The sequence below is a fragment of the Nocardioides sp. Soil_C_8 genome (genome assembly GCF_057656315.1).
Window position 1 is genome coordinate 1,628,531 of the sequence record NZ_JBDGKQ010000001.1, and the last position, 21,804, is coordinate 1,650,334.

Here is a 21,804-nt window from a genome sequence, read left to right on the forward strand (position 1 = left end):
CTCGAGCGGTGAGTGAGGCGCCTTCCTGGGGAAGGGGAGGCGTCTCTCTCACCGCTCGAGTCGATTTCGGGGCATGGCCCCGGCCCGGCGATATCCCCACTGTGGACAACGCCTGTGGAGAATTACACGCCTGTAGTTATCCACACCTGTGTGCACACCTGTGGGAAATCAGGCGCCCCGCTGAGAGCCCACGAGGAACGACAGCGGCCCCCGCCTCTCCGTCGTACGACGAGGGGGCGGGGGCCGCGTCAGGCGCGCCGGGCAGGCGTCAGGAGAGGGCGAGGTCGCGCGCGAGCGCGAGTCCGAGGAGGACGGCCAGCACGAGGCCCAGCCCGACCCACTGGACGACCGAGCGCCGGGACTTCGGCGCGTAGGCGATGATCGCCGCCGCCAGCGCTCCGCCGATGAGGCCGCCGAGGTGGCCCTGCCAGGAGATGTAGCGCAGGCCCACCACGGTGACGACCACGCCGAGGACGAGGTTCTGCACGAGCCACTGCGACTGCAGCCGCGCCTTGCGGGCCACGACGAGCAGCGCGCCCAGCAAGCCGAAGATGGCCCCGGAGGCACCGACGGTGCTCGACTCGGTGCCGGCCAGGTAGACCACGAACACCGACGACGCCAGCCCGCTGATCAGGTAGACGGCGAGAAAGCGTGCGCGCCCGATGATCCCCTCCAGAATGGGCCCGAAGATGAACAGGGCGAACATGTTCATCGCGAGGTGCCAGATCTCGACGTGCGTGAACACGCTCGTCAGCAGCTGCCACCACGCGCCGTCGGAGAAGCCCACCTTCCAGAAGCCGTCACCGTTGGGAAGGCTCTCGCACAACGTCGACGAGCTGATGGCCGGGTAGTACTGGCTCGGGTTCGACCTCGACCCGCAGCTCCCGGTCGGAGCCAGCGCGAACAGGTCGGCGATCCAGGAGAGCCGCCCGCCGGTGATGGTGATCGCCAGCCAGACCACGGCGTTGATGCCGATCAGGACGAACGTCGTCAGCCGTGGGTCGGCGCTGCGCTCCCCGCCGTACATGGCGCGGTTCTGGCGCGAGCCCTTGCTGGCCTCCTTGACGCAGTCGGGGCACTGGAAGCCCACCGCGGCGTCGCGCATGCAGTCGGGGCAGATCGGCTTCTCGCAGCGCTGGCAGCGGATCCAGGTCTCGCGGTCGGGGTGCCGGTAGCAGGTGGGCACCCCGGCCGCGGTGTGGTCCGCGGCCGCCCCGTCAGGCGGCTGGGTCATGGCTGGGTCGTGGCTGGTTCAACGGCGGGTCGAGGCTCGGTGCGGACCGGGGTGGGTCAGCGCTCGATCGTGACCGACTCGATGACGACCGGCTCCTGCGGGCGGTCCATCGCGCCGGTGGGGGTGGTGGCGATCGCGTCGACCACGTCGCGGCTGGACTGGTCGGCCACCTCGCCGAAGATCGTGTGCTTGCGGTTGAGCCACGGGGTGGCGCCGACCGTGATGAAGAACTGCGAGCCGTTGGTGCCGGGACCGGCGTTGGCCATCGCGAGCAGGTAGGGCTTGTCGAAGACGAGCTCGGGGTGGATCTCGTCCTTGAAGGTGTAGCCAGGGCCGCCGGTGCCGGTGCCGAGGGGGCAGCCGCCCTGGATCATGAAGCCGTCGATGACGCGGTGGAAGCCGAGGCCGTCGTAGTACTTCTCGCCCGAGCGGCCGGCGTCGTCACGGTAGTCCTTGGTGCCCTCCGCGAGGCCGACGAAGTTGTCGACGGTCTCGGGGGCGTGGTGGGGGAACAGGTTGACGACGATGTCGCCCCGGTTGGTCTTGAAGGTCGCCTTGGGGTCGGCCATGGGATGTGCCTCTCAGCTGTCGGTCTGTCGAACGTCGATGTGGCGCGGCACGGCTGCCGTGCGCCTCGATCCTGCCACGCCGCGCCCATGCCCGAGCCAGGCAGGGCGCGCCGCGTGACGTCGTCCGTCTCGCCCACCCGGTCGGGGCTGGTCGCGTCAGGGTGCCCGTGGTGAGATGGAGCCACACTGACAGAGGAGGTCACGCATGCCTTTCGGCCGCAAGAAGTCCCTGATGGATCGTGCGCACGACTACGTGGAGCAGCTCTCGGAGACCGTCACCGACACCGTCGTCCCCCAGCTGGAGTCAGCGTGGGAGCAGGCCGTGGAGAAGGCCGGACCCGCGCTGACCGACGCACGTGACAAGGCCCAGCCACTGATCGAGGAGGGGCGCACCCGTGCGGCCGAGGCGGCCACCGCCGGAGCAGCGCTCGCAGCGGTCAAGACCGCGGAGGCGCGTGAGAAGGCCGCCCCGCTGCTGGCCGAGGCCCGCGCCAACGCCGCCGACAAGGCGGCCGTCGCCGCCGCCCTCGCGTCCGAGCGGGCCGCCGAGGGCCGTGACATCGCGGTGGCCAAGGTCAACGAGCTGCGCGGCGTCGAGCCCGAGCCCAAGGGCGGCAAGCTCAAGAAGCTCCTGCTCGTCACCGGTCTGCTCGCCATCGGTGGCTTCGTGTTCAGCAAGCTCAAGGGCAAGCAGGACGCCGAGGCCAACTGGCAGTCGACCTACGTGCCGCCCGCACCGCCGAGGCCGGCCACGACCACGTCGACCACCCCGCCGCCCACGCCCGCCTCCCCGGCGACGACGTCGGCCGCACCCGGTGGCGACCCGCTCACCGACCCGCTGCCCGGCGAGGTCACGGCCGACGACGTCGTCACCGTCGACCCGCCGGCCACCGACGACACGGGCGGCGGTGCCCCGGGCGAGGCGATCAGCGACTCGGTCGAGGAGGCCCACCCGCCGACCGACCCCGACGCGCCCGCCGACGTCATCGACATCGACGACGTGCCCAAGAAGAAGTAGCAGCCACCGCAGCACCGCTCCGGGCGGTGTCCCACCCACGTTCGACTCACTCGGGACGTGGGTGGGGCACCGCCCGTCGCTATCCCAGCGTGTCCACCGGACGGTTCGCCTCGATCCAGTCGTCGATGTGCTCCCACCAGGTGAAGAGCCACTCGATGCGCTGCTCGCGGTCGGCCGGGATCTCCTCGTGGGCCACCCGCCACCAGCGCATGGTGATCTGCTTGTCCATCGGCAGCTCGCGCCACAGGTCGCCGACGGTCAGGAGGTGGTCGAGCCCGGTGTGGGCCACCATCAGCACGTCGGCCTCGGGCGCGGCCTCGAGCGCAGCCAGTACGCCGCCGGGGCGCGGCGCCAGGACGTGGACCATCTCCTCCGCCCGCGTCGCCATCCGCTCGAGGCCGAGCCGCCGGAGCCGGGCGATCGCGCGGTCGCGGCGCGCCGCGGTGAAGTTGCCGCCCTCCGGGAAGATCACGAAGGCGTCGTTGTGGTCGAGACCCGTCGCGAGCGACGCGATCTGGGACTCGAGGTCCTCACCGGCCGCCGGGTTGGGGGAGATGAAGCGGGCGGGCACGCGGTTGAGGATGACGTCGATCGCCGGGTCCCAGGCCAGCGTGTTCTTGAGGACGACCCGCGGCTCGCGGTGGTACCAGTGCAGCAGCGCGTACATCAGCACGAACGAGTCGCCCGGCCCCGCGTGACGGCACATCACCAGCACCGGGCCGTCGGGCACCCGCGGCGGGTGCGGCCCGTCCGTGCGGATCCGGAGCGCCAGCACCCTCCTGGCCTCCCGGAAGAACACGATCAGGGTGCCCTGCACGAGGTCGTAGTGGATGCCCGCGAAGTAGGGCGAGCGGATCCGCCAGCCGAAGCCGCTGGCCAGCCACAGGCCCAGCAGCACCGCGAGCATCAGCGTCTCGAAGGTCGCGTAGAGCAGGACCAGCCACAGCACGCGCAGCGCGCGCCACCGGCCGGGCAGCACCGGGGCGAGCGCCGCGGCCACCAGCAGCCAGCCCGGGAGCGTCACCCACATCAGCACCGTCAGGGCCACGACCGCCGGGGCCACCACCCATCGACGGAGGACCCACACGAGCGGGTGCCTCATGGCCGGCCGAGCTCCGCGTCGAGGTAGTCCCGCGAGGCGGCGTACGTCGCGTCGATGCGGCCCTGCACGCTGGAGAAGTCGCGATGGGCGAGGAGCGAGTCGTCGCGCGACGACGTGCCGGCGGCGGGCAGCACGTGGGCCTCCACCCCCTCGGGGATGGTCGCCATGTCGCGGGTGAAGCGGTGGCGGCGGGCCACCTCGAAGCTCACCCGGGCGACCTCCCAGGGCCGGGTGGGCGGCCGCAACGGACGGTCGATGCGGCCGACGTGGAGCACGAAGACCCGGGTGGCCCCGAGCTCGACGGCGCGGCCCACCGGGATCGAGTTCACCAGGCCCCCGTCGAGGAAGTGCTCGCCGTCGACCTCGGCCGGCGGGAGGAGGCCGGGAACGGCGGCGCTGGCGAGGATCGCCGGGACGATCGGCCCCTGGGTGAACCAGTGCTCGGCCGCCCGCTCGATGCTCGCCGCGCACACCTCCAGCCGCACCGGCAGGTCCTCGAAGCGCGCGTCGCCGAGCTCCTCCTCCAGCCGGGTGCGCAGCGGCTGGGACGAGTAGATGTGGGTGCCCGTCGAGACCGCGCGCCGGACCGTGCGCAGCGGCCGGTCGCCGTACACGTCCCGGCCCTGCGCCGTGGCGGCCCAGAGGTCGGTGAGCCGGTCGACCACCGCGAGCTCGGGCTGGCGGGCGACCATCGCGCCGTTGAGGGCGCCGACGCTCGTGCCCAGCACGAGGTCGGGCACGATGCCGCGCTCGAGCAGCGCCCGCAGCATGCCGACCTCGACGGCACCCAGGACGCCGCCCCCGCCGAGGACGAACGCGGTCACCATGGGTCGACCCTAGTGAGGATCAGGCGAGCTCGGGGTGCTCCGCACGAACGCGCTGCGTGGCGCGGTGCTCGGCCCAGAAGGAGACCAGCGGGATCGTGCCGCAGACGAGGGTCACCAAGGTGAACGGGAAGTCCCACCGCGCCCGGCGCGAGAGCAGGAAGGCGCTGAACAGGAAGATCATGTAGAGCCACCCGTGCGCGACGCCGAGGTAGGTCGTGATCGCCTCGCCGAGCTGCTGGGCGTCGGAGCCGGGGGTCACCCAGGACGGGGTGCTGTCGAAGACGCCCCACATCGGGGAGCCGTCGAAGTTGGCCAGCGGGACGCCGATCAGGCAGAGCACCACGAGCAGGACCCCCACGATGGTGGCCATGACGCGGTAGGCGGTGAGGTTGCGGGACACGGCGGCCAACCTATCCGGCGCTCGGTGAGGTCAGGTCGGGTGCCGGGTCGGGGTTGGTGGCGTCCCGGCGCCAGCGCCACCAGATGAAGGCCGCGAAGGCGCCGAAGACCCACCACTCGACGGCGTAGAGCAGGTTGCGGATGCCGGTGGAGCGGCTCGGCTCGGGCAGCGCCGCCAGCTCAGCCTCCTCGAGCCCGGGGCCCGGTGCGTCGCTGATGACGTAGGCCGACCAGAGGTCCACGTCGACGCGCTGGACCGCGTCGGCGACGCGGATCTCGGGGAAGACGTCGTCGGTCGGGTCGTCGTCGACGACCAGGGTGCCCTCGGGAGGCTGCAGCCAGCCGGTCACGTCGGCCTCGCCCGAGACGGCGAGCAGGTCGGCGTCCGGCTCGGGCGCCCAGCCGCGTACGACGAGCACCGCGGCGTCACCGGTCTGCAGCGGGGTCACCGCCCAGTAGCCCGGCTCGTCACCGCGCGCGCGGTCGGCGACCCAGAAGCCGCCGTCGAGCCACGAGCCCGTCACCTCGACCGGCCGGCCGAGGTCGGGGGCCGGGAACGGGTCGTCGTTGCCCATCACCTCGTCCAGCGGCACCGGCGCGATCCCGGTCAGGTCGCGCGCCTCGGCGTCGCGGTGCGCCTGCCAGGCGTCGTACTGCCACGTGCCGAGCATCCCGGCGATCCCCACGAGCACGAGCGCGAGGGCCGCCGCCCCGAGGTCGGTCAGCAGGCCGGGTCGGCGGGGGGCGGTCACGGCCTCGATTGTCCCAGCCGCCCGGTCACCGACCTCCGGCGGATGCGAGCTCGTCCCGTCGCCGAGTGAGGTACGCCATCTCGGCGGCGTTGCCGGCCAGCTCGATCGCCCGGTCGTAGGCCTCCCGCGCCTCCGGGCTGCGGCCGAGCCGGCGCAGCAGGTCGGCCCGGGTGGCGTGGAAGGCGTGGTAGCCGGCGAGGGGCCCGGCCAGCGCGTCCACCTGGGCGAGGGCCACCTGCGGGCCGTCGAGCTCGGCGACGGCGACCGCCCGGTTGAGCGTCACGACCGGGGACGGATCGAGCCGGGTGAGCTGGTCGTAGAGCGCCACCACCTGCGACCAGTCGGTGCCGCGAGCATCGGCGGCGTCGGTGTGGACGGCGTTGATCGCGGCAAGCACCTGGTAGCGGCCGGGTGGCCGGCCCGAGGCCAGGCGCTCGCGGACGAGGGCGTGGCCCTCGGCGACGAGCGAGCGGTCCCACGCGCCGCGATCCTGCTGGTCGAGCGTGACGAGCTCCCCGCGCGACGAGACCCGCGCCGTGCGCCGGGCCTCGGTGAGCAGCATCAGGGCGAGCAGGCCGGCGACCTCTCCGTCGTCGGGCAGCAGCTCGCGCGCGAGGCGGGTGAGCCGGATCGCCTCGCCCGTCAGCTCGGCGCGCACCGGGTCGGCCTCGGGACCGCTGGCCAGGTATCCCTCGTTGAAGACGAGGTAGAGCACGGTGAGCACGCCGTCGATGCGGACCGGGAGGTCCGCCGCGGCCGGCACCCGCCACGGGATGCGCGCGGCCTTGATCTTCGCCTTGGCGCGGGTGATCCGCTGCGCCATCGTCGTCTCCTGCACCAGGAAGGCGTGCGCGATCTCGGCCACGGTGAGGCCGCCGACCATCCGCAGGGTGAGTGCGACGCGCGCCTCCACTGCGAGGGCCGGGTGGGCACAGGTGAAGAGCAGCCGGAGCCGTTCGTCCTCGACGGCGCCAGTGGGTTCCGAAGGGTCGGAGAGCTGGTCGGTGAGCATGTGGGCCTGCCTCTGCTTGGCGTCGCGCCGGCTCTCGCGACGCAGGCGGTCGAGCGCCTTGTTGCCGGCCGTGGTGGTCAGCCAGGCACCCGGGTTGGGGGGTAAGCCGTCGGCGCGCCACCGCTCGACAGCGGTGGCGAAGGCCTCGGCGGCAGCGTCCTCGGCGACGTCGAGGTCGCCGAAGCGCCGAGCGACGGCGGCCACCACCCGGGCCCACTCGTCGTGGTGGACCCGGGCCAGGACCTCGTCGAGCCCTGCGGTGGGGTCGGGCACGGTCAGGCCACGCCGCCGAAGGGCCGGATCTCGACCTTGCGGTGGCAGGCGCGTGAGGCGTCGGCGGACAGGGCGAGCGCGACGTCGAGGTCGTCGGCGGTGATCACCCAGAAGCCGGCGAGGAACTCCTTGGACTCGACGAACGGGCCGTCGGTGAACACGGGCTCGCCGCCGCGGCTGTCGGCGACGGTGGCGTCCTGCGGGTCGGTGAGGCCGCCGGCGAAGACCCAGCGGCCCTCGTCCTTGAGCCGGTCGTTGAACGCGTCGATCGCGCCGGGCGCGGAGTCGTCGGCGGGGTTGTCGGTGTCTCCGATGACGGTGAGGAGGTAGTGCATGTCGATCATCTCCAGTGGTCGGCGGCGGCCCCTGTCGGGCGGCCTCTCACCCCTACCACGAACGGGACCTCGCGGATACGACAGCCTCGACAGGAGGATTTCGCGCCCTATCGTGGGTCCATGCGGGGGCCGACGGGCGAGGACGGGGACACGGAGCACACCGAGACCTACCGCTCGTCGGAGCGGCTGACCTTCTTCACCGACGCGGTCGTGGCGATCGCGATGACGCTGCTGATCCTGCCGCTGACGGAGGGCGTCACCGATGCGCGCTACGAGGGGCTCACGACCTCGGAGTACCTCCGTGAGCACTCCGACCAGCTCTTCGCCTTCGCGCTGAGCTTCGTCATCATCGCCAGCTTCTGGCGGGCGCACCATGCGCTGTTCGAGCACGTTGCCGCCTACTCCTAGCCGCTTCTCTGGCTGAACATCCTCTGGATGTTCACCGTGGTCTGGCTACCGGTGCCGACCGCGCTTGCGGGTTCCTTGGAGACCGACGGGTCCGAGCTCCTGCTCTACATCGGGAGCCTGCTCGCGAACGGCCTGGTCAGTGTCGCGCTCCACCTGGTCCTGCGTTGGAATCCTGCGCTGTGGGAGCCCAGCAACCCGCCCACCGCGGAAGGCCTCCGCGGCGCCGTCACCTTCGCAGCGCTCCTCGTGGTCGCGCTCGTGATCGCGCTGGCGGTGCCGTCGGTGGGCTATCTGGCGCTGCTCGTGCTCCTCCTGAGCGGTCCGGTCGAGAAGGTCCTCGCCCGGTCGAGCTGATCCTCTGCGTCCGCGTCAGGCCGACGCGAGGGCGAGCTTCACCGCGAAGCCGACGAAGACCGCACCGACCGCTGACGTCGCGCCCGCCGACAGGGCCTTGCGGCGACGGAACGCGGCCGCGAGGTGGGTGCCGCTGAAGATCAGCACGCTGAGGTACGCCGCGCTGGCGAGGGTCGCGAGCGTGCCCAGCACCAGGAACGAGACGGCCGGGTGGGCGTAGGCCGGGTCGACGAACTGCACGAAGAACGCGACGAAGAAGAGGATCGCCTTGGGATTGAGCAGGCTGATCACGAGTGCGCGGCGGTAGGGCCGCTCGCCGCGGGCCTTGGCCTCGACGCCCGCCTCGACCGTCGCGTCGGCGATCTGCTCGGCGACCGTGAGCCGCGAGCGCCACATCCCCCAGGCCGCGCGCAGCATCGCGATCGCGAGCCACAGCAGGTACGACGCCCCCGCCCACTTCACGACGGCGAACGCCGCGGGGTTGGCCTGCAGCAGCGACGCGACGCCTGCCGCGGACAGCGTCATCAGCACCGCGTCGCCGGTCCACACGCCCGCCGCGCCGGCGTACCCGCTCCGCACCCCCCGCCGCGCCGCGACGGAGAGGACGTAGAGCGAGTTCGGGCCCGGCAGCAGGATGATCAGGACGAGGCCGACGAGGTAGGTCGGGAGGTCGGTGATGCCCAGCACGGATCCAAGTGTGGGGCCGCGCGCAGCGCGTAGATCACCGATCTCGTGGGATGGGCGCGAGGTCACACGCGACCGTGGAGGATCCGAGTCGCCAGGCGACCTCCATCCTCCACGATGTGCTCGAAAGAGAGGTGGTGGAGCCTAGGGGGCTCGAACCCCTAACCCCCTGCTTGCAAAGCATCGATGGTGGAGCCGCTACCAATTGCGCCCGGCGCTGTCCAACAGGAGAGAGGTGGTGGAGCCTAGGGGACTCGAACCCCTAACCCCCTGCTTGCAAAGCAGGTGCGCTACCAATTGCGCCAAGGCCCCGTGGCGCGGTGCGCCGGGAGGTGAGCGTCAGGCCTTCTCGACGGTGTCGGTGGCCTCCGCCCAGAGGGCCTGCTCGTTCTTTCCCTCGTCCATCTTCTTCTTCGCGACGACCGCGCCGGCGGCGGCGAGGGCGACCAGCAGGAGCTTCTTCATGGACTCTCCTCGGGAGCGGAGCGAAGGGGTGGTGCGAGGGGATGGAGTGGGCCTAACAGGACTTGAACCTGTGACCTCTTCCTTATCAGGGAAGCGCTCTAACCGTCTGAGCTATAGGCCCGTGCACGCCGCAAGCGGCGACGCCGAAGGTTACCTGACCGCGGTCAGGCGGTGCCAATCGAGGTGCTCCTCGACCGACGAGAGGTGATCAGCTCACTTCTCGTCCTCGGCAAGGGTGACCTCGATGCCGCCGAGGAGCGCGGCCGCGAGGTTGTAGAGGAACGCCGTCAGGGTGGCGATGGCCGTGATCAGGATGACGTCGACGACCGACACGAGGAGCGTGAAGCCGAGCACCCGCGACATGCCGACGTAGTCGGTGACGTCGAAGGTGGAGTTGCCGCTGTCGCCCTCGACGATGCTCGCCACGGCGGAGTTGATCGAGTCCCACACGCCGGCAGCGCCGAGCACCGACCACACCATGAAGATGGCGACGAAGGTGACGACGCCGAAGGCGACGGACAGCAGGAACGACGTCTTCATCACCGACCAGGGGTCGATCCGGGTCAGCCGCAGCCGGGCCCGGCGCGGCTGGCGGCCGGGCGTACGACGCACGCGGCTGCCGCGCGCCGCGGCCGGTCCGGCGTTGGCGCGGTGCTCCTCAGCGGCGTTGGAGAGCGTGTCCTGGAGCCGTTCGGTCAGGGACCGCTTGGCGGGCTCGCCCCCGGAGGTACGGCGGGGAGTCGCGGTGCGCTCCGACATGGGTCACTCACTCCTCGGTGTCGTCGGCGGGGGCATCGGCAGGTGCTTCCACAGCATCCTGACCATCGATTGTTGCATCGTCGACCACGTCGGGCGATTCGGCGGCAGCCTCACGGGCGCCGACCTCGACCTCGGAGGCGGCCTCGGCGGCCTGCTCCTCGACCTCCTCGTCCTCCCGCGCCTCGACCGAGCGGGCCACGACGGCGACGGTGTCGCCCTTCTTGGGCGTCACGAACTTCACGCCCTGGCTGTCGCGCCCGGTGGGACGGAAGTTGGCGTCGATCGGGCTGCGGACGACCTGCCCGCCACTGGTGATCGAGAGCACCTCGTCACCCTCCTCCACGATGAACGCGCCGACGAGGCCGCCGCGGTCCTCGTTGGTGAGCTTGACCGCACGGATGCCGACGCCGCCACGGTTGGTGGTGCGGTAGTCGGTGATGCGGGAGCGCTTGGCGTAGCCGCCGTCGGTGATGGTGAAGACGTACTGCTCCTTCACCTCGCTCTCCTCGACGGACTCGCCGGCCTCCTCGGCCGCCTCCTCAGCCGCCACCTGCGCGGCGCGGATGACCGAGAGGGAGAGCACCGAGTCGTCGTCGTGCTTGAACTTCATGCCGCGCACGCCGCCCGTGGCGCGACCCATCGGACGCAGCTGGTCGTCGTCGGCGGTGAAGCGGATCGCCTGGCCCTTGCGCGAGACGAGCAGGATCTCGTCGTCGCCGTTGACCAGCTCGGCGCCGATGAGCTCGTCGTCCTCCTCGCGGAAGTTGATCGCGATGACGCCGGCCTGGCGGGGGCTGTTGTAGTCGCCGAGCTTGGTCTTCTTGACCAGGCCCGTGCGGGTGGCGAGCACGAGGTAGGGGGCCTGCTCGTAGTCGCGGATCGCCAGCACCTGGGCGATGTCCTCGTCGGGCTGGAAGCTCAGCAGGCCGGCGACGTGGCCGCCCTTCGCGTCGCGGGCGGCCTCGGGGAGGTTGTAGGCCTTGGTGCGGTAGACCCGTCCGGCGGTGGTGAAGAACAGCAGCCAGTGGTGGTTGGTGGTGGCGATGAAGTGCTGCACGACGTCGTCGCCGCGCAGCGTCGCACCCCGCACGCCCTTGCCGCCGCGCTTCTGCAGGCGGTACTGGTCGGCGCGGGTGCGCTTGGCGTAGCCGCCACGGGTGATGGAGACGACGAGGTCCTCGTCGGGGATGAGGTCCTCCATCGACAGGTCGCCGTCGGCCGCGATGATCTGGGTACGGCGCTCGTTGCCGTACTTGTCGACGATCTCGGTGAGCTCGTCGGAGACGATCTGCCGCTGCCGCGCCTCGTTGGCGAGGATGTCCTCGAGGTCGGCGATCACGCGCTCGAGCTCGGCGAGGCGGTCGAGGATCTTCTGGCGCTCGAGGGCGGCGAGGCGGCGCAGCTGCATCTCGAGGATGGCGTTGGCCTGGATCTCGTCGATCTCGAGGAGGTCCATCAGGCCGGTGCGGGCCTGGTCGACGTCGGGGCTGTTGCGGATGAGCGCGATGACCTCGTCGAGCGCGTCGAGGGCCTTGACCAGGCCGCGGTAGACGTGGGCCTGCCGCTCGGCCTCGGCGAGGCGGAAGCGCGTACGCCGCTGGATGACCTCGATCTGGTGGGTGACCCAGTTGCTGATGAACGCGTCGACGCTGAGCGTGCGGGGCACGCCGTCGACGAGCGCGAGCATGTTGGCCGAGAAGTTGGTCTGCAGCTCGGTGTGCTTGAACAGGTTGTTGAGCACGACGCGGGCCACGGCGTCGCGCTTGAGGACGACGACGAGGCGCTGGCCGGTGCGCGACGAGGTGTCGTCGCGCACGTCGGAGATGCCCTGGATGCGGCCGGAGTCGGCCAGCTCGGCGATCTTGAGCGCGAGGTTGTCGGGGTTGACGAGGTAGGGGAGCTCGCTGATGACGAGCATCGTGCGGCCCTTGCTGTCCTCGTCGATCTCCACGACCGCACGCTGCGTGATCGACCCGCGACCGGTGCGGTAGGCCTGCTCGATGCCCTGGCGGCCCACGATGAGCGCGCCGTTGGGGAAGTCGGGGCCCTTGATCCGCTCGAGGAGCGCGTCCTGCAGCTCCTCCTTCGTCGCGTCGGGGTGCTCGAGCGCCCACTTCGCGCCGTCGGCGACCTCGATGAGGTTGTGCGGCGGGATGTTGGTCGCCATGCCGACCGCGATGCCGGCCGAGCCGTTGACGAGCAGGTTCGGGAACCGGCTCGGGAGGATCGTCGGCTCCTGCGAGCGGCCGTCGTAGTTGGGCTGGAAGTCGACGGTGTCCTCGTCGATGTCGCGGACCATCTCCATGGCCAGCGGCGCCATCCGGCACTCGGTGTATCGCATGGCGGCGGCCGAGTCGTTGCCCGGGGAGCCGAAGTTGCCCTGGCCGTTGATCAGCGGCGCGCGCAGCACCCACGGCTGCGCGAGGCGGACCATGGTGTCGTAGATCGCCGAGTCGCCGTGGGGGTGGTACTGACCCATCACGTCGCCGACGACGCGCGAGCACTTCGAGAAGCCGCGGTCGGGGCGGTAGCCGCCGTCGTACATCGCGTAGAGGATCCGGCGGTGCACCGGCTTGAGCCCGTCACGCACGTCGGGCAGCGCACGTCCGACGATGACGGTCATCGCGTAGTCGATGTAGGACTGCTGCATCACCTGCTGCAGCTCGACCTGCTGGACGCGGTCGTCGCCGCCGCCGTCGCCGGGGCCGTCGGTGATGTCGGTGGGGATCTCGGTCATTCTCGGCTTCTCTCCTGCGTTCTATCGATGTCTAGGTCTGGTCGTAGATGCGACTAGCGGCCTAGATATCGAGGAATCGAACGTCCTTGGCGTTGCGCTGGATGAAGGAACGGCGCTGCTCGACGTCCTCGCCCATGAGGATCGAGAAGATCTCGTCGGCGTGGGCGGCGTCCTCCAGCGTGACCTGCTTCATCAGGCGGGCCTCGGGGTCCATCGTGGTCTCCCACAGCTCGTCGGCGTTCATCTCGCCGAGACCCTTGTAGCGCTGGACCGGGTTCTCCTTGGGGAGCTTCTTGCCCTGCGCGAGCCCGTCGCGCATGAGCGCGTCGCGCTCGGCGTCGGAGAACACGAACTCGTGGTCGGCCGGCTTGTTCCAGCGCAGCCGGTAGAGCGGCGGCTGGGCCATGAAGACGTAGCCGTGCTCGATCAGCGGCTTCATGAAGCGGAACAGCAGGGTGAGCAGGAGCGTGTTGATGTGGTGGCCGTCGACATCGGCGTCGGCCATCAGCACGATCTTGTGGTAGCGCAGCTTCTCGAGGTTGAACTCCTCGTGGATGCCGGTGCCGAGGGCGGAGATGATCGCCTGGACCTCGGTGTTGGCCAGCACCTTGTCGATGCGCGCCTTCTCGACGTTGAGGATCTTGCCGCGGATCGGGAGGATCGCCTGGATGCGCGGGTCGCGGCCCTGCCGGGCGGAGCCGCCGGCGGAGTCGCCCTCGACGATGAAGACCTCGCACTCGGCGGGGTTGGTCGACTGGCAGTCGCTCAGCTTGCCGGGCAGGCCGCCGCCGCCGAGCAGGCCCTTGCGGTTGCGGGCCAGCTCGCGCGCCTTGCGCGCCGCGATGCGGGCGGTCGCCGCGGCCTGCGCCTTGCGGATGATGTCGCGGCCCTCGTTGGGGTTCTGCTCGAGCCAGGCACCGAGCTGGTCGTTGACGATGCGCTGGGTGAAGCCCTTGGCCTCGGTGTTGCCGAGCTTGGTCTTGGTCTGGCCCTCGAACTGCGGCTCGCTGAGCTTGATCGAGATGATCGCGGTCAGGCCCTCGCGGATGTCGTCGCCCGAGACGCGGTCCTCGCGCTTCTTGATCAGGCCCCACTCCTCGCCCCAGTTGTTGACCAGGGACGTCAGGGCTGCGCGGAAGCCCTCCTCGTGGGTGCCGCCCTCGTGGGTGTTGATGTTGTTGGCGAAGGTGTGGACCGACTCCGTGTAGCTGGTGTTCCACTGCATCGCGAGCTCGAGGCTCATGTGCTGGCCGGTGGCGCCCTCGGCGGTCTCGGCCTCGAAGGAGATGACGGTCGGGTTGGCCTTGTCCTTGCGACGGTTGAGGTGCTCGACGTAGTCGACGAGGCCCCGGTCGTACTTGAAGACCTGCTCGAGCCCACCCGCCTCGCCGCGCTTCATCGCGTCGTGGCCGGCGCTGTCGATCTCGTGGGCGATGGTGTCGTCCTCGACCGCGTCGATGATCGCGTCGGCCTGGGGGCGCTCGTCGCGCACCACGAACTCGACGCCCTTGTTGAGGAACGCCATCTCGCGCAGGCGTGAGGTGATCGTCTCGAGGCTGTAGTTGGTGTGCTCGAAGATGTCGGAGGAGGCGTACCAGGTGACGGTGGTGCCGGTGCCCTCCCCGTCCTCGAGCGGGCGCACCTGCTCGAGGTCGGCGTCGGGGACGCCGAGCTGGAAGGACTGGCGCCACAGGTGGCCGCGGTTCTTCACCTCGGCGACCAGGCGCGTGGAGAGCGCGTTGACCACCGAGACGCCGACGCCGTGGAGACCACCGGAGACCTTGTAGCCGCCGCCGCCGAACTTGCCGCCGGCGTGGAGCATCGTCAGCGCCATCGTCAGCGCGGGCATGTCCTGGCCCGGCGCGGTGTCGGTCGGGATGCCGCGGCCGTTGTCCTCGACCCGGACGCCGCCGTCGTCCTGCAGGGTCAGGCAGATCCGGGTCGCGAAGCCGGCCAGGGCCTCGTCGACGCCGTTGTCCACGATCTCCCAGATCAGGTGGTGCAGGCCGCGCTCGCCGGTCGAGCCGATGTACATGCCGGGGCGCTTGCGCACGGCCTCGAGGCCCTCGAGCACCTGGATCGCGGAGGCGTCGTACTCGACGGTGCCGTCGACGGCGGTCGTGGAGCGCTTCTCCTCGACGGCCTCGGCGGCGTCCTCCACCGCGGCGGCCAGCGCCTCGGCGCGCTCGGACTCGGTGGGAGCGTCGGCGGGGGTGTCGGTGGACTGCTGTGGATCGGGAGCGGAACCGGGAGTGGCGTCGGAGGTGGCCGGGGTGGACTCGGGGTTCTGTTCGCTCAAGGCACAGCCTTCTGCTCTTCGCCCCGGACGCGGTCCGGGGGCGCTCGACATGAGTCGAGTCGCGGCGGTTGCGGTGGCAACACGACGTGCGACTCGTGCCTGCGATATTACCCGCCAGAGCGCCTGAACCGAAGCACCAACCCCCGGTTGGGGATGGATCCGCGCGAAAGTGTGCCCGTAGCGGGCCCGTGGAGGCCTGTCAGCCGGTCGAACAGGGGGGTCGGTGGGGCCCCATGTGGTCCAACGGCTCCCAGATCGGCAGAACGCGGCTCCGGCGGTTCAGCCGTAGGTGTCGCGCGGGCCGCGGCCGTCGCGGCTCGACAGCCGGCCCTTGGTCCAGGTCGGCAAGTGGGGCCCGAGCACGTCGATCACGGTCACGGTGCCGTGCCCGAGCTCCTCGTTGAGGCGTCGTACGACGGTGGGCGCGAGCAGCTTGAGCTGGGTGGCCCACGCGGTGGAGTCGGTGCGCACCACCAGCCGGCCGTCGTCGAACGTCTCCGGTGTGCAGTGGGCGGCGACCTCGTCGCCGACGAGCTCGGCCCACCGCCCGAACACCCCCTGGACCTTGAGGTCGAGCTCCCAGCCGTGGTTGGCGATGAGCCGGCCCATCGCCTGCTCGAGCAGCTGCGGGTCGCGGTCGTCGGGCCGCGCCCCGGAGGACTTCGTGGACGTGCGGCGACGGAAGGTCGAGGACGTCTTCCGTGGCTTGCCGCCCGGCGTGGCCGCGGCTGCCCGGGCCGCCGAGCGCGCCAGGTCGAGCCCGTCGGGCCGGTGCTCCGCCGCGGGGTCGGGCGGCGTGGGCTCGTCGGGGGACTGGTCGGGGGACTGGTCGTCACTCGTCACGGGTCACGGTCCCGTCGGCCACGAGGAAGCGGGCTCCCTGCAGGGAGGCGGGCACGTCCGCCGCGACCGCGGCGGTGACCAGCACCTGCTCGGCCCCGGCCACGAGCTCCGCCAGCTGCTGGCGCCGCTCGGCGTCGAGCTCGGCGAAGACGTCGTCGAGCACCAGGATCGGGTCGTCGCCGTCGGCGCGCAGCAGGTCGTACGACGCCAGGCGCAGCGCGAGCGCGAACGACCACGACTCCCCGTGGGAGGCGTAGCCCTTGACCGGCAGGCGCAGCTGCGGGTCGCCGAGGGAGAGCAGCAGCTCGTCGCGGTGCGGGCCGACCAGCGAGATGCCCCGGTCGAGCTCCTCCTTGCGCCGCGCCGCGATCGCGTCGAGCAGCACGGCCTGGAGGGGGTCTCGTGACGGTTGCTGCGCAACCTCCTCGACCACCGCACCGAGGTCGATGCTCGCCCTGTAGTCCAGGTCGGCGTCGTCGCGGCTCGCGCCGCGGGCGACCGCCTCGTAGGCCTTGCCGAGGTAGGGGCGCAGGTCCTCCACGAGCCTCAGCCGGGCGCCGAGGATCTCCGCTCCCACGCGGGCCAGGTTGTCGTCCCAGATCTCGAGCGTCGACATCGCGGCGTCGCGCGACGACCCGCGGGCGACGCCGGCCGTCTTGAGGAGGCTGTTGCGCTGCTTGAGCACCCGGTCGTAGTCGGCTCGCACGCCGGCCAGCCGCGGCGAGCGCAGGATCAGCAGGTCGTCGAGGAACTTCCGCCTGTCGGACGGGTCGCCCTTCACGAGCGTCAGGTCGTCGGGGGAGAAGACCACCGTGCGGACGAGCCCCACGATCTCGCGGGGTCGCGGCAGCGGGGAGCGGTTGATCCGCGCGCGGTTGGCCCGGCCCGGGTTGAGCTCGACCTCGAGCAGCGCCGGTCGCCCCTCCTTCACGACCGACGCCCGGACGATCGCCTGGTCGGCACCGGCCCGCACCAGCGGTGCGTCGGTGGCGACCCGGTGAGACGACAACCGTGACAGGTAGTCGATCGCCTCGACCAGGTTGGTCTTGCCCTGGCCGTTGCGGCCGATGAACGCCGTCGCCCCCGGCTCCAGCGCCACGTCGATGTCGGCGTAGGAGCGGAAGTCGTGCAGGGTCAGGTGCGCGACGTGCACAGGGTCATCAGCTCTCGCCGGGCTCCTGGCCGCTGCCGGCACCGGCCTTCTTGGACGTCTCGGACTGCTCGGCCCCGGCGGAGCCCTCGGCGTCGCCGCCCTTGGGTGCCGCCGAGCGGACCGCGTGGCCGCCGAACTGGTTGCGCATCGCGGCGACGGCCTTCATCGTCGGCGAGTCGTCCTGGCGGGAGACGAACCGGGCGTAGAGCGCAGCCGTGATGGCCGGGGTCGCGACGGCGTGCTCGATGCCGGCCTCGACCGTCCAGCGTCCCTCGCCGGAGTCCTCGGCGTATCCGGAGATCTTCGACAGGCCCGGGTCGTCGTCGAGCGCGGCGACCATCAGGTCGAGCAGCCACGAGCGGATGACCGTGCCCTCACGCCAGGAGCGGAAGACCTCGGTCACGTTGTCGGTGAGGTCGGCCGCGTCGAGCAGCTCCCACCCCTCGGCGTACGCCTGCATGATGGCGTACTCGATGCCGTTGTGGACCATCTTGGAGAAGTGCCCGGCACCGACCTTGCCGGCGTGGACGGACCCGAACTCTCCCTCGGGCTTGAGCGCGTCGAAGGCCGGCTGCACCTTGGCGATGTCGTCGGGATCACCGCCGTACATCAGGGCGTAGCCGTTCTCGAGGCCCCACACGCCGCCGGAGACGCCGCAGTCGACGTAGCCGATCTTCTTCTCGGCGAGCAGCTCGGCGTTGGCGATGTCGTCGGTCCAGCGGGAGTTGCCGCCGTCGACCACCACGTCGCCCTCGTCGAGCAGGGCGCCGAGGTCCTTGATCGTCGCGCGCGTCGGCTCGCCCGCCGGCACCATCACCCACACGACCTTCGGGCTCGGCAGCGCCTCGACCAGCGCCTCGAGCGAGTCGACGTCGCTGACGTCGGGGTTGCGGTCGTAGCCCACGACCGTGATTCCCGCGCGGCGCATGCGCTCGCGCATGTTGCCGCCCATCTTGCCGAGTCCGACGAGTCCGATGTCCATGTCCGGAGCCTAGCCGTGCACGAGGAACGAGTGCATGGCGTGGTGGAGGAGGTCGAGTGGCACCGCGAGCGAGCCTGCGAGCTCGCGACGTGTCGTACCGAGACCGCCGCCTACGACAGCAGCCGCCGCGGCATCAGCAGGTAGCGGAAGGACCCGGTGGCGTCGTCGGCGTCGGTGCCGGAGATGACCACTGGCTTCGTCGCCTGGGTGAAGGCGAGGTCGACCATCTCCCCGTCGATGGCGGTGAGGCCGTCGAGGAGGAACTGCGGGTTGAAGCCGGTGGTCAGGTCGTCGCCGGTGATGTCGGCGTCGACGGCCTCGGTCGCCATCGCTTCGTCGCCGGAGCCGGCGTCGAGCACGATCTGGTCGTCGCCGAACTTCATCTGGACCGCGGTGTTGCGCTCGGCCACCAGCGCGACGCGCTTGACGGTCTCGATGAGCTCGGCCTTGCTGACCTTGGCCACGGTGAGGTGCTCGGCCGGGAAGAGCGAGCGCACCTTGGGGAACTCGCCGTCGAGCAGGCGGGTGGTGGTGCGTCGTACGCCGCCCAGGCCGGTGCCCTCGAAGCCGATCAGGCCCTCGCCGGTGCCGCCCGAGCTGAGGGCGATCGTCACCTCGGCGCCGGAGGTGAGCGACTTGGCGGTGTCGCCCAGCACCTTGGCCGGCACGAGCGCGGCGACCGACTCGTCGGGGGACTGGGGGTTCCAGGTGAGCTCACGGTGGGAGAGGCGGAAGCGGTCGGTGGCCAGGAGGGCCATGGTCGAGCCGTCGATCTCGATCCGTACGCCGGTGAGCACGGGAAGCATGTCGTCGCGACCGGCCGCTGTCACGGCCTGCGCCACGGCGTGGGCGAAGTCGGCGCTGGAGACGGTGCCGGTGGCCGACGGCATCTCGGGCAGCGTGGGGTAGTCGGAGACCGGCATGGTCTGCAGGCTGAAGCGCGCGGAGCCGCAGGTCAGCGAGACGCGCGGACCGTCGAGGGTCAGCTCGACCGGCTTGGCCGGGAGGCTGCGACAGATGTCGGCGAGGAGGCGGCCGCTCACCAGCGCCTTGCCCTCGTCGTTGACCTCGGCGGAGAGGGTGGCGCGCGCCGAGGTCTCGTAGTCGAACGTCGAGAGCACCAGCCCCGCATCGCTCGCCTCGATCAGCAGGCCGGCCAGGACGGGCGAGCTGGGGCGGACCGGCAGGCTGCGGGCAGCCCAGGCAACGGCATCGGCGAAGACGTCGCGTTCGACGCGGAACTTCACAAGGGTCTCCTCGGCGAGAGGGTGGTTGCTGTGCAACGAGCGGCTGCACGCAGGCGGGAACCACACGCGTGCACGTGGGAAGTGCATCCTGCCACGCGCAGTCGAGCCGGCGGCAGGGTTCTCCCCAGAGGGAGCGTGGTGAGGTGTTGGTGGGAGATCGGACCAGTGGTGAGGTTCATAGTCGTCATAGGGTCCGTGGAAAGTGTGGACAGGGAACGTTTGCGCTGGTCAGCGGGCTGAAACCCTGTGGATGAGGGGTGTGGACGGTCTCGGACGGACCCGGCGGCCGGTGTGGAGGGCGCCGCGGTCCGTGTCGTTTGTCCCGAGGAGTCCACAGGGGCTGGGGACGACGCGGCGGACCGAACCACAACTTCTCCACACGTGAGCGCTGCATCCACGACCCAGTCGGGAGCGACGCTGCGGGTCAGGCCTGACGTGCCTGCATCTTGACCCGGTTGGTGAGCTCGCTGACCTGGTTGAAGACGGCGCGGCGCTCGGCGAGGAGCTGGCGGATCTTGCGGTCGGCGTACATCACCGTCGTGTGGTCGCGGCCGCCGAACTCACGTCCGATCTGCGGCAGGGACATCGAGGTGAGCTCGCGGCACAGGTACATGCCGATCTGGCGGGCCATCACCAGGTGGCGCCCGCGGGAGGGCCCGGTGAGGTCCTCGAGCGAGACGCCGAAGTAGGCGGCGGTCTGGGCGATGATCAGCGCGTGCGTGATCTCGGGCTCGCCGCCCTCGGGGATCAGGTCCTTGAGCACGATCTCGGCCAGGGTCATGTCGACCTCCTGGCGATTGAGGTTCGCGAACGCCGTGACCCGGATCAGCGCGCCCTCGAGCTCGCGGATGTTGGTCTGGATCTTGGAGGCGATGAACTCGAGCACGTCCGGCGGCGCCGTGAGCCGGTCCATCGCGGCCTTCTTGCGGAGGATCGCGATGCGGGTCTCGAGGTCCGGCGGCTGGACGTCGGTGATGAGCCCCCACTCGAACCGGTTGCGCAGCCGGTCCTCCAGGGCCTCGAGCCGCTTGGGTGCGCGGTCGGAGGTCAGCACGATCTGCTTGTTGGCGTTGTGGAGCGTGTTGAAGGTGTGGAAGAACTCCTCCTGGGTCTGCGTCTTGCCCTCGAGGAACTGGATGTCGTCGATCAGCAGGACGTCGACATCGCGGTAGCGCCGCTTGAACCGGTCCTGCCGGTCGTCGCGGATCGCGTTGATGAACTCGTTGGTGAACTCCTCGCTGGAGACGTAGCGCACCTTGGCGTTGCTGTACAGGCTGCGCACGTAGTGGCCGATGGCGTGGAGGAGGTGGGTCTTGCCCAGGCCGGACTCGCCGTAGACCAGCAGCGGGTTGTAGGCCTTGCCCGGCGCCTCGGCGACGGCGACCGCGGCCGCGTGGGGAAAGCGGTTCGACGAGCCGATGACGAACGTCTCGAAGGTGTACTTGGGGTTGAGGCGCGTCTCGAGCGCCGACGGCCGGCGTTCACCACCGGTGCCCACCGGGTCGTGCGTCTCGACCGCGACCGGCGCGGGCGGCTCGTACGTCGAGGCGGCGTTTGTCGACAAAGCGACAGATCCATCTGTCGATTCGTCGATCTGCGGCTGGGCCTCGGCCTCGAGCGCCGGGTTGACCGTCACGAGCATCCGGATCTCGCGTCCGAAGCCCTCGGTGAGGGCGTCCTCGATGTGGTTGCGCAGCCGGCCCTCGAGCTGGTTGCGGGTGAAGTCGTTGGGCACGGCGATGATCGCGGTGTTCTCGTGGAGCGTCATCGGCACGCTCGGGCGCAGCCAGGCCCGCTGGTTGGGCTGGAGGTCCTCGACGATCTGCTGCCATGCCGTCCCGAGATCTACCTGCTGGTCGTCCACCCGGACCGCCTTCGCTTCCACCATGTCGTCGTGCGCGTGTGCTGCTCTGGATCCGGCCTCGCGCGGTCTGCGCCACCGTTGCGGCCGGTGAGGCTTCCACAGAGTTGTCCACAAGCTGTGAACTGCCGGGACCGATCAGGAGGATCGGAGCTCCACGACCGTTCCGGCTGGGGATCCTCCCAGCGTTTCCGCAGGTCAGAGACCGTTTCGGGCGGTCTGTGACCTGGATCACATGGCATGCTGGACCCTGGTCGGACCGAGGTCGGGACGGACCGCGGAGGTCCCGAACGTAACAACCGCGCGCGGCGCGGAGCAAGACGTCATCCACAGGCAGAGCCGGAGGGGTGGTTCGTGGGTTTGACCCTCACTTCGCCCGCCGCGTACCGTTGGCCGGTCGCTCCCTGTCGACGGGTGCCGCATGTCCACGATCCGCCACCAGGCGGCCGCGCGGACGGGCGGTGCCGGCCGAAAGTACCTGAACGTCGGGC

Annotated in this window: 21 protein-coding genes and 2 tRNA genes; 3 read left to right on the plus strand and 20 right to left on the minus strand. The window is 70.7% G+C overall.

The window, feature by feature from the left end:
• Nucleotides 1-268: 268 nt before the first annotated feature.
• Nucleotides 269-1,234, minus strand: a complete 966-nt coding sequence (locus AC3A3L_RS07980; protein ID WP_487639465.1) for a rhomboid family intramembrane serine protease — start codon at nt 1,232-1,234, stop codon at nt 269-271.
• Nucleotides 1,235-1,290: 56 nt separating this feature from the next.
• The gene (locus AC3A3L_RS07985; RefSeq protein WP_487639466.1) at nt 1,291-1,803 is read right to left on the minus strand and encodes a peptidylprolyl isomerase; all 513 of its coding nucleotides are present in this window, start codon (nt 1,801-1,803) and stop codon (nt 1,291-1,293) included.
• A gap of 205 nt (nt 1,804-2,008) precedes the next feature.
• On the opposite strand from AC3A3L_RS07985, the gene AC3A3L_RS07990 reads away from it, so the two are divergent.
• Nucleotides 2,009-2,821 carry a hypothetical protein gene (locus AC3A3L_RS07990; RefSeq protein WP_487639467.1) on the plus strand — a complete coding sequence of 271 codons (813 nt, stop codon included), beginning with the start codon at nt 2,009-2,011 and terminating at the stop codon, nt 2,819-2,821.
• 79 nt (nt 2,822-2,900) lie between these two features.
• On the opposite strand, the gene AC3A3L_RS07995 is transcribed toward AC3A3L_RS07990, so the two are convergent.
• From AC3A3L_RS07995 to AC3A3L_RS08020, 6 genes are read right to left on the minus strand one after another with little or no spacing between them, the layout of a single operon-like run.
• On the minus strand, nt 2,901-3,923 hold the full coding sequence (locus AC3A3L_RS07995; protein ID WP_487639468.1) for a 1-acyl-sn-glycerol-3-phosphate acyltransferase: 1,023 nt from the start codon (nt 3,921-3,923) through the stop codon (nt 2,901-2,903).
• Nucleotides 3,920-4,750, minus strand: a complete 831-nt coding sequence (locus AC3A3L_RS08000) for a patatin-like phospholipase family protein (RefSeq protein ID WP_487639469.1) — start codon at nt 4,748-4,750, stop codon at nt 3,920-3,922. The genes AC3A3L_RS07995 and AC3A3L_RS08000 overlap by 4 nt, the downstream gene beginning before the upstream one ends.
• Nucleotides 4,751-4,769: 19 nt before the next feature.
• The gene (locus AC3A3L_RS08005) at nt 4,770-5,150 is read right to left on the minus strand and encodes a DUF3817 domain-containing protein (RefSeq protein WP_487639470.1); all 381 of its coding nucleotides are present in this window, start codon (nt 5,148-5,150) and stop codon (nt 4,770-4,772) included.
• Between the two features lie 10 nt (nt 5,151-5,160).
• A complete protein-coding gene (locus AC3A3L_RS08010; RefSeq protein WP_487639471.1) occupies nt 5,161-5,901 on the minus strand; it encodes an SURF1 family protein in 741 nt (246 codons plus the stop codon).
• 25 nt (nt 5,902-5,926) lie between these two features.
• Nucleotides 5,927-7,186 carry an RNA polymerase sigma factor gene (locus tag AC3A3L_RS08015; protein ID WP_487639472.1) on the minus strand — a complete coding sequence of 420 codons (1,260 nt, stop codon included), beginning with the start codon at nt 7,184-7,186 and terminating at the stop codon, nt 5,927-5,929.
• A 2-nt stretch (nt 7,187-7,188) separates the two neighbouring features.
• Nucleotides 7,189-7,521 carry a YciI family protein gene (locus tag AC3A3L_RS08020; protein WP_487639473.1) on the minus strand — a complete coding sequence of 111 codons (333 nt, stop codon included), beginning with the start codon at nt 7,519-7,521 and terminating at the stop codon, nt 7,189-7,191.
• Between the two features lie 120 nt (nt 7,522-7,641).
• On the opposite strand from AC3A3L_RS08020, the gene AC3A3L_RS08025 reads away from it, so the two are divergent.
• Nucleotides 7,642-7,929, plus strand: coding sequence for a TMEM175 family protein (locus AC3A3L_RS08025; protein WP_487639474.1), 288 nt, complete (start codon nt 7,642-7,644; stop codon nt 7,927-7,929).
• A 27-nt stretch (nt 7,930-7,956) separates the two neighbouring features.
• Nucleotides 7,957-8,283 carry a hypothetical protein gene (locus AC3A3L_RS08030; RefSeq protein WP_487639475.1) on the plus strand — a complete coding sequence of 109 codons (327 nt, stop codon included), beginning with the start codon at nt 7,957-7,959 and terminating at the stop codon, nt 8,281-8,283.
• A gap of 15 nt (nt 8,284-8,298) precedes the next feature.
• Here AC3A3L_RS08030 and leuE read toward each other — a convergent pair whose 3' ends face one another.
• The 12 genes from leuE to dnaA all read right to left on the minus strand — a co-directional run bounded on the left by leuE (nt 8,299) and on the right by dnaA (nt 21,340).
• Nucleotides 8,299-8,970, minus strand: a complete 672-nt coding sequence (gene leuE, locus AC3A3L_RS08035; protein ID WP_487639476.1) for a leucine efflux protein LeuE — start codon at nt 8,968-8,970, stop codon at nt 8,299-8,301.
• A gap of 233 nt (nt 8,971-9,203) precedes the next feature.
• Nucleotides 9,204-9,279: transfer RNA gene (locus AC3A3L_RS08040), tRNA-Ala, on the minus strand.
• A gap of 27 nt (nt 9,280-9,306) precedes the next feature.
• Nucleotides 9,307-9,432 carry a DLW-39 family protein gene (locus AC3A3L_RS08045; protein ID WP_224747136.1) on the minus strand — a complete coding sequence of 42 codons (126 nt, stop codon included), beginning with the start codon at nt 9,430-9,432 and terminating at the stop codon, nt 9,307-9,309.
• 47 nt (nt 9,433-9,479) lie between these two features.
• Nucleotides 9,480-9,553, minus strand: a tRNA-Ile gene (locus AC3A3L_RS08050).
• 92 nt (nt 9,554-9,645) lie between these two features.
• A complete protein-coding gene (locus AC3A3L_RS08055) occupies nt 9,646-10,191 on the minus strand; it encodes a DUF3566 domain-containing protein (RefSeq protein ID WP_487639477.1) in 546 nt (181 codons plus the stop codon).
• Nucleotides 10,192-10,198: 7 nt separating this feature from the next.
• Entirely contained in the window at nt 10,199-12,928 is a 2,730-nt protein-coding gene (gene gyrA / locus AC3A3L_RS08060) for a DNA gyrase subunit A (protein ID WP_487639478.1), read from the minus strand.
• A 61-nt stretch (nt 12,929-12,989) separates the two neighbouring features.
• The gene (gyrB, locus tag AC3A3L_RS08065) at nt 12,990-15,101 is read right to left on the minus strand and encodes a DNA topoisomerase (ATP-hydrolyzing) subunit B (RefSeq protein ID WP_487639839.1); all 2,112 of its coding nucleotides are present in this window, start codon (nt 15,099-15,101) and stop codon (nt 12,990-12,992) included.
• Between the two features lie 405 nt (nt 15,102-15,506).
• Nucleotides 15,507-16,070: a DciA family protein gene (locus AC3A3L_RS08070; RefSeq protein ID WP_487639479.1), complete on the minus strand. Its 564-nt coding sequence runs from the start codon at nt 16,068-16,070 to the stop codon at nt 15,507-15,509.
• On the minus strand, nt 16,060-17,223 hold the full coding sequence (gene recF / locus AC3A3L_RS08075; RefSeq protein WP_487639480.1) for a DNA replication/repair protein RecF: 1,164 nt from the start codon (nt 17,221-17,223) through the stop codon (nt 16,060-16,062). The genes AC3A3L_RS08070 and recF overlap by 11 nt, the downstream gene beginning before the upstream one ends.
• A gap of 7 nt (nt 17,224-17,230) precedes the next feature.
• The gene (gene gnd / locus AC3A3L_RS08080; protein WP_487639481.1) at nt 17,231-18,205 is read right to left on the minus strand and encodes a phosphogluconate dehydrogenase (NAD(+)-dependent, decarboxylating); all 975 of its coding nucleotides are present in this window, start codon (nt 18,203-18,205) and stop codon (nt 17,231-17,233) included.
• A 110-nt stretch (nt 18,206-18,315) separates the two neighbouring features.
• Nucleotides 18,316-19,452: a DNA polymerase III subunit beta gene (gene dnaN / locus AC3A3L_RS08085; protein ID WP_487639482.1), complete on the minus strand. Its 1,137-nt coding sequence runs from the start codon at nt 19,450-19,452 to the stop codon at nt 18,316-18,318.
• A gap of 424 nt (nt 19,453-19,876) precedes the next feature.
• Complete coding sequence (gene dnaA, locus AC3A3L_RS08090) at nt 19,877-21,340, minus strand: chromosomal replication initiator protein DnaA (protein WP_487639483.1); 1,464 nt, start codon at nt 21,338-21,340, stop codon at nt 19,877-19,879.
• Between the last annotated feature and the right edge of the window lie 464 nt (nt 21,341-21,804).

Excerpts from the sequence above, each read along its gene's own strand:
- AC3A3L_RS07980 (WP_487639465.1), bottom strand. The coding sequence starts at position 1,234 with ATGACCCAGCCGCCTGACGGGGCGGCCGCGGACCACACCGCGGCCGGG.
- AC3A3L_RS07985 (WP_487639466.1), bottom strand. The coding sequence starts at position 1,803 with ATGGCCGACCCCAAGGCGACCTTCAAGACCAACCGGGGCGACATCGTC.
- AC3A3L_RS07990 (WP_487639467.1), top strand. The coding sequence starts at position 2,009 with ATGCCTTTCGGCCGCAAGAAGTCCCTGATGGATCGTGCGCACGACTAC.
- AC3A3L_RS07995 (WP_487639468.1), bottom strand. The coding sequence starts at position 3,923 with ATGAGGCACCCGCTCGTGTGGGTCCTCCGTCGATGGGTGGTGGCCCCG.
- AC3A3L_RS08000 (WP_487639469.1), bottom strand. The coding sequence starts at position 4,750 with ATGGTGACCGCGTTCGTCCTCGGCGGGGGCGGCGTCCTGGGTGCCGTC.
- AC3A3L_RS08020 (WP_487639473.1), bottom strand. The coding sequence starts at position 7,521 with ATGCACTACCTCCTCACCGTCATCGGAGACACCGACAACCCCGCCGAC.
- AC3A3L_RS08025 (WP_487639474.1), top strand. The coding sequence starts at position 7,642 with ATGCGGGGGCCGACGGGCGAGGACGGGGACACGGAGCACACCGAGACC.
- AC3A3L_RS08030 (WP_487639475.1), top strand. The coding sequence starts at position 7,957 with ATGTTCACCGTGGTCTGGCTACCGGTGCCGACCGCGCTTGCGGGTTCC.
- AC3A3L_RS08045 (WP_224747136.1), bottom strand. The coding sequence starts at position 9,432 with ATGAAGAAGCTCCTGCTGGTCGCCCTCGCCGCCGCCGGCGCGGTCGTC.
- AC3A3L_RS08055 (WP_487639477.1), bottom strand. The coding sequence starts at position 10,191 with ATGTCGGAGCGCACCGCGACTCCCCGCCGTACCTCCGGGGGCGAGCCC.
- gyrA (WP_487639478.1), bottom strand. The coding sequence starts at position 12,928 with ATGACCGAGATCCCCACCGACATCACCGACGGCCCCGGCGACGGCGGC.
- gnd (WP_487639481.1), bottom strand. The coding sequence starts at position 18,205 with ATGGACATCGGACTCGTCGGACTCGGCAAGATGGGCGGCAACATGCGC.
- dnaA (WP_487639483.1), bottom strand. The coding sequence starts at position 21,340 with ATGGTGGAAGCGAAGGCGGTCCGGGTGGACGACCAGCAGGTAGATCTC.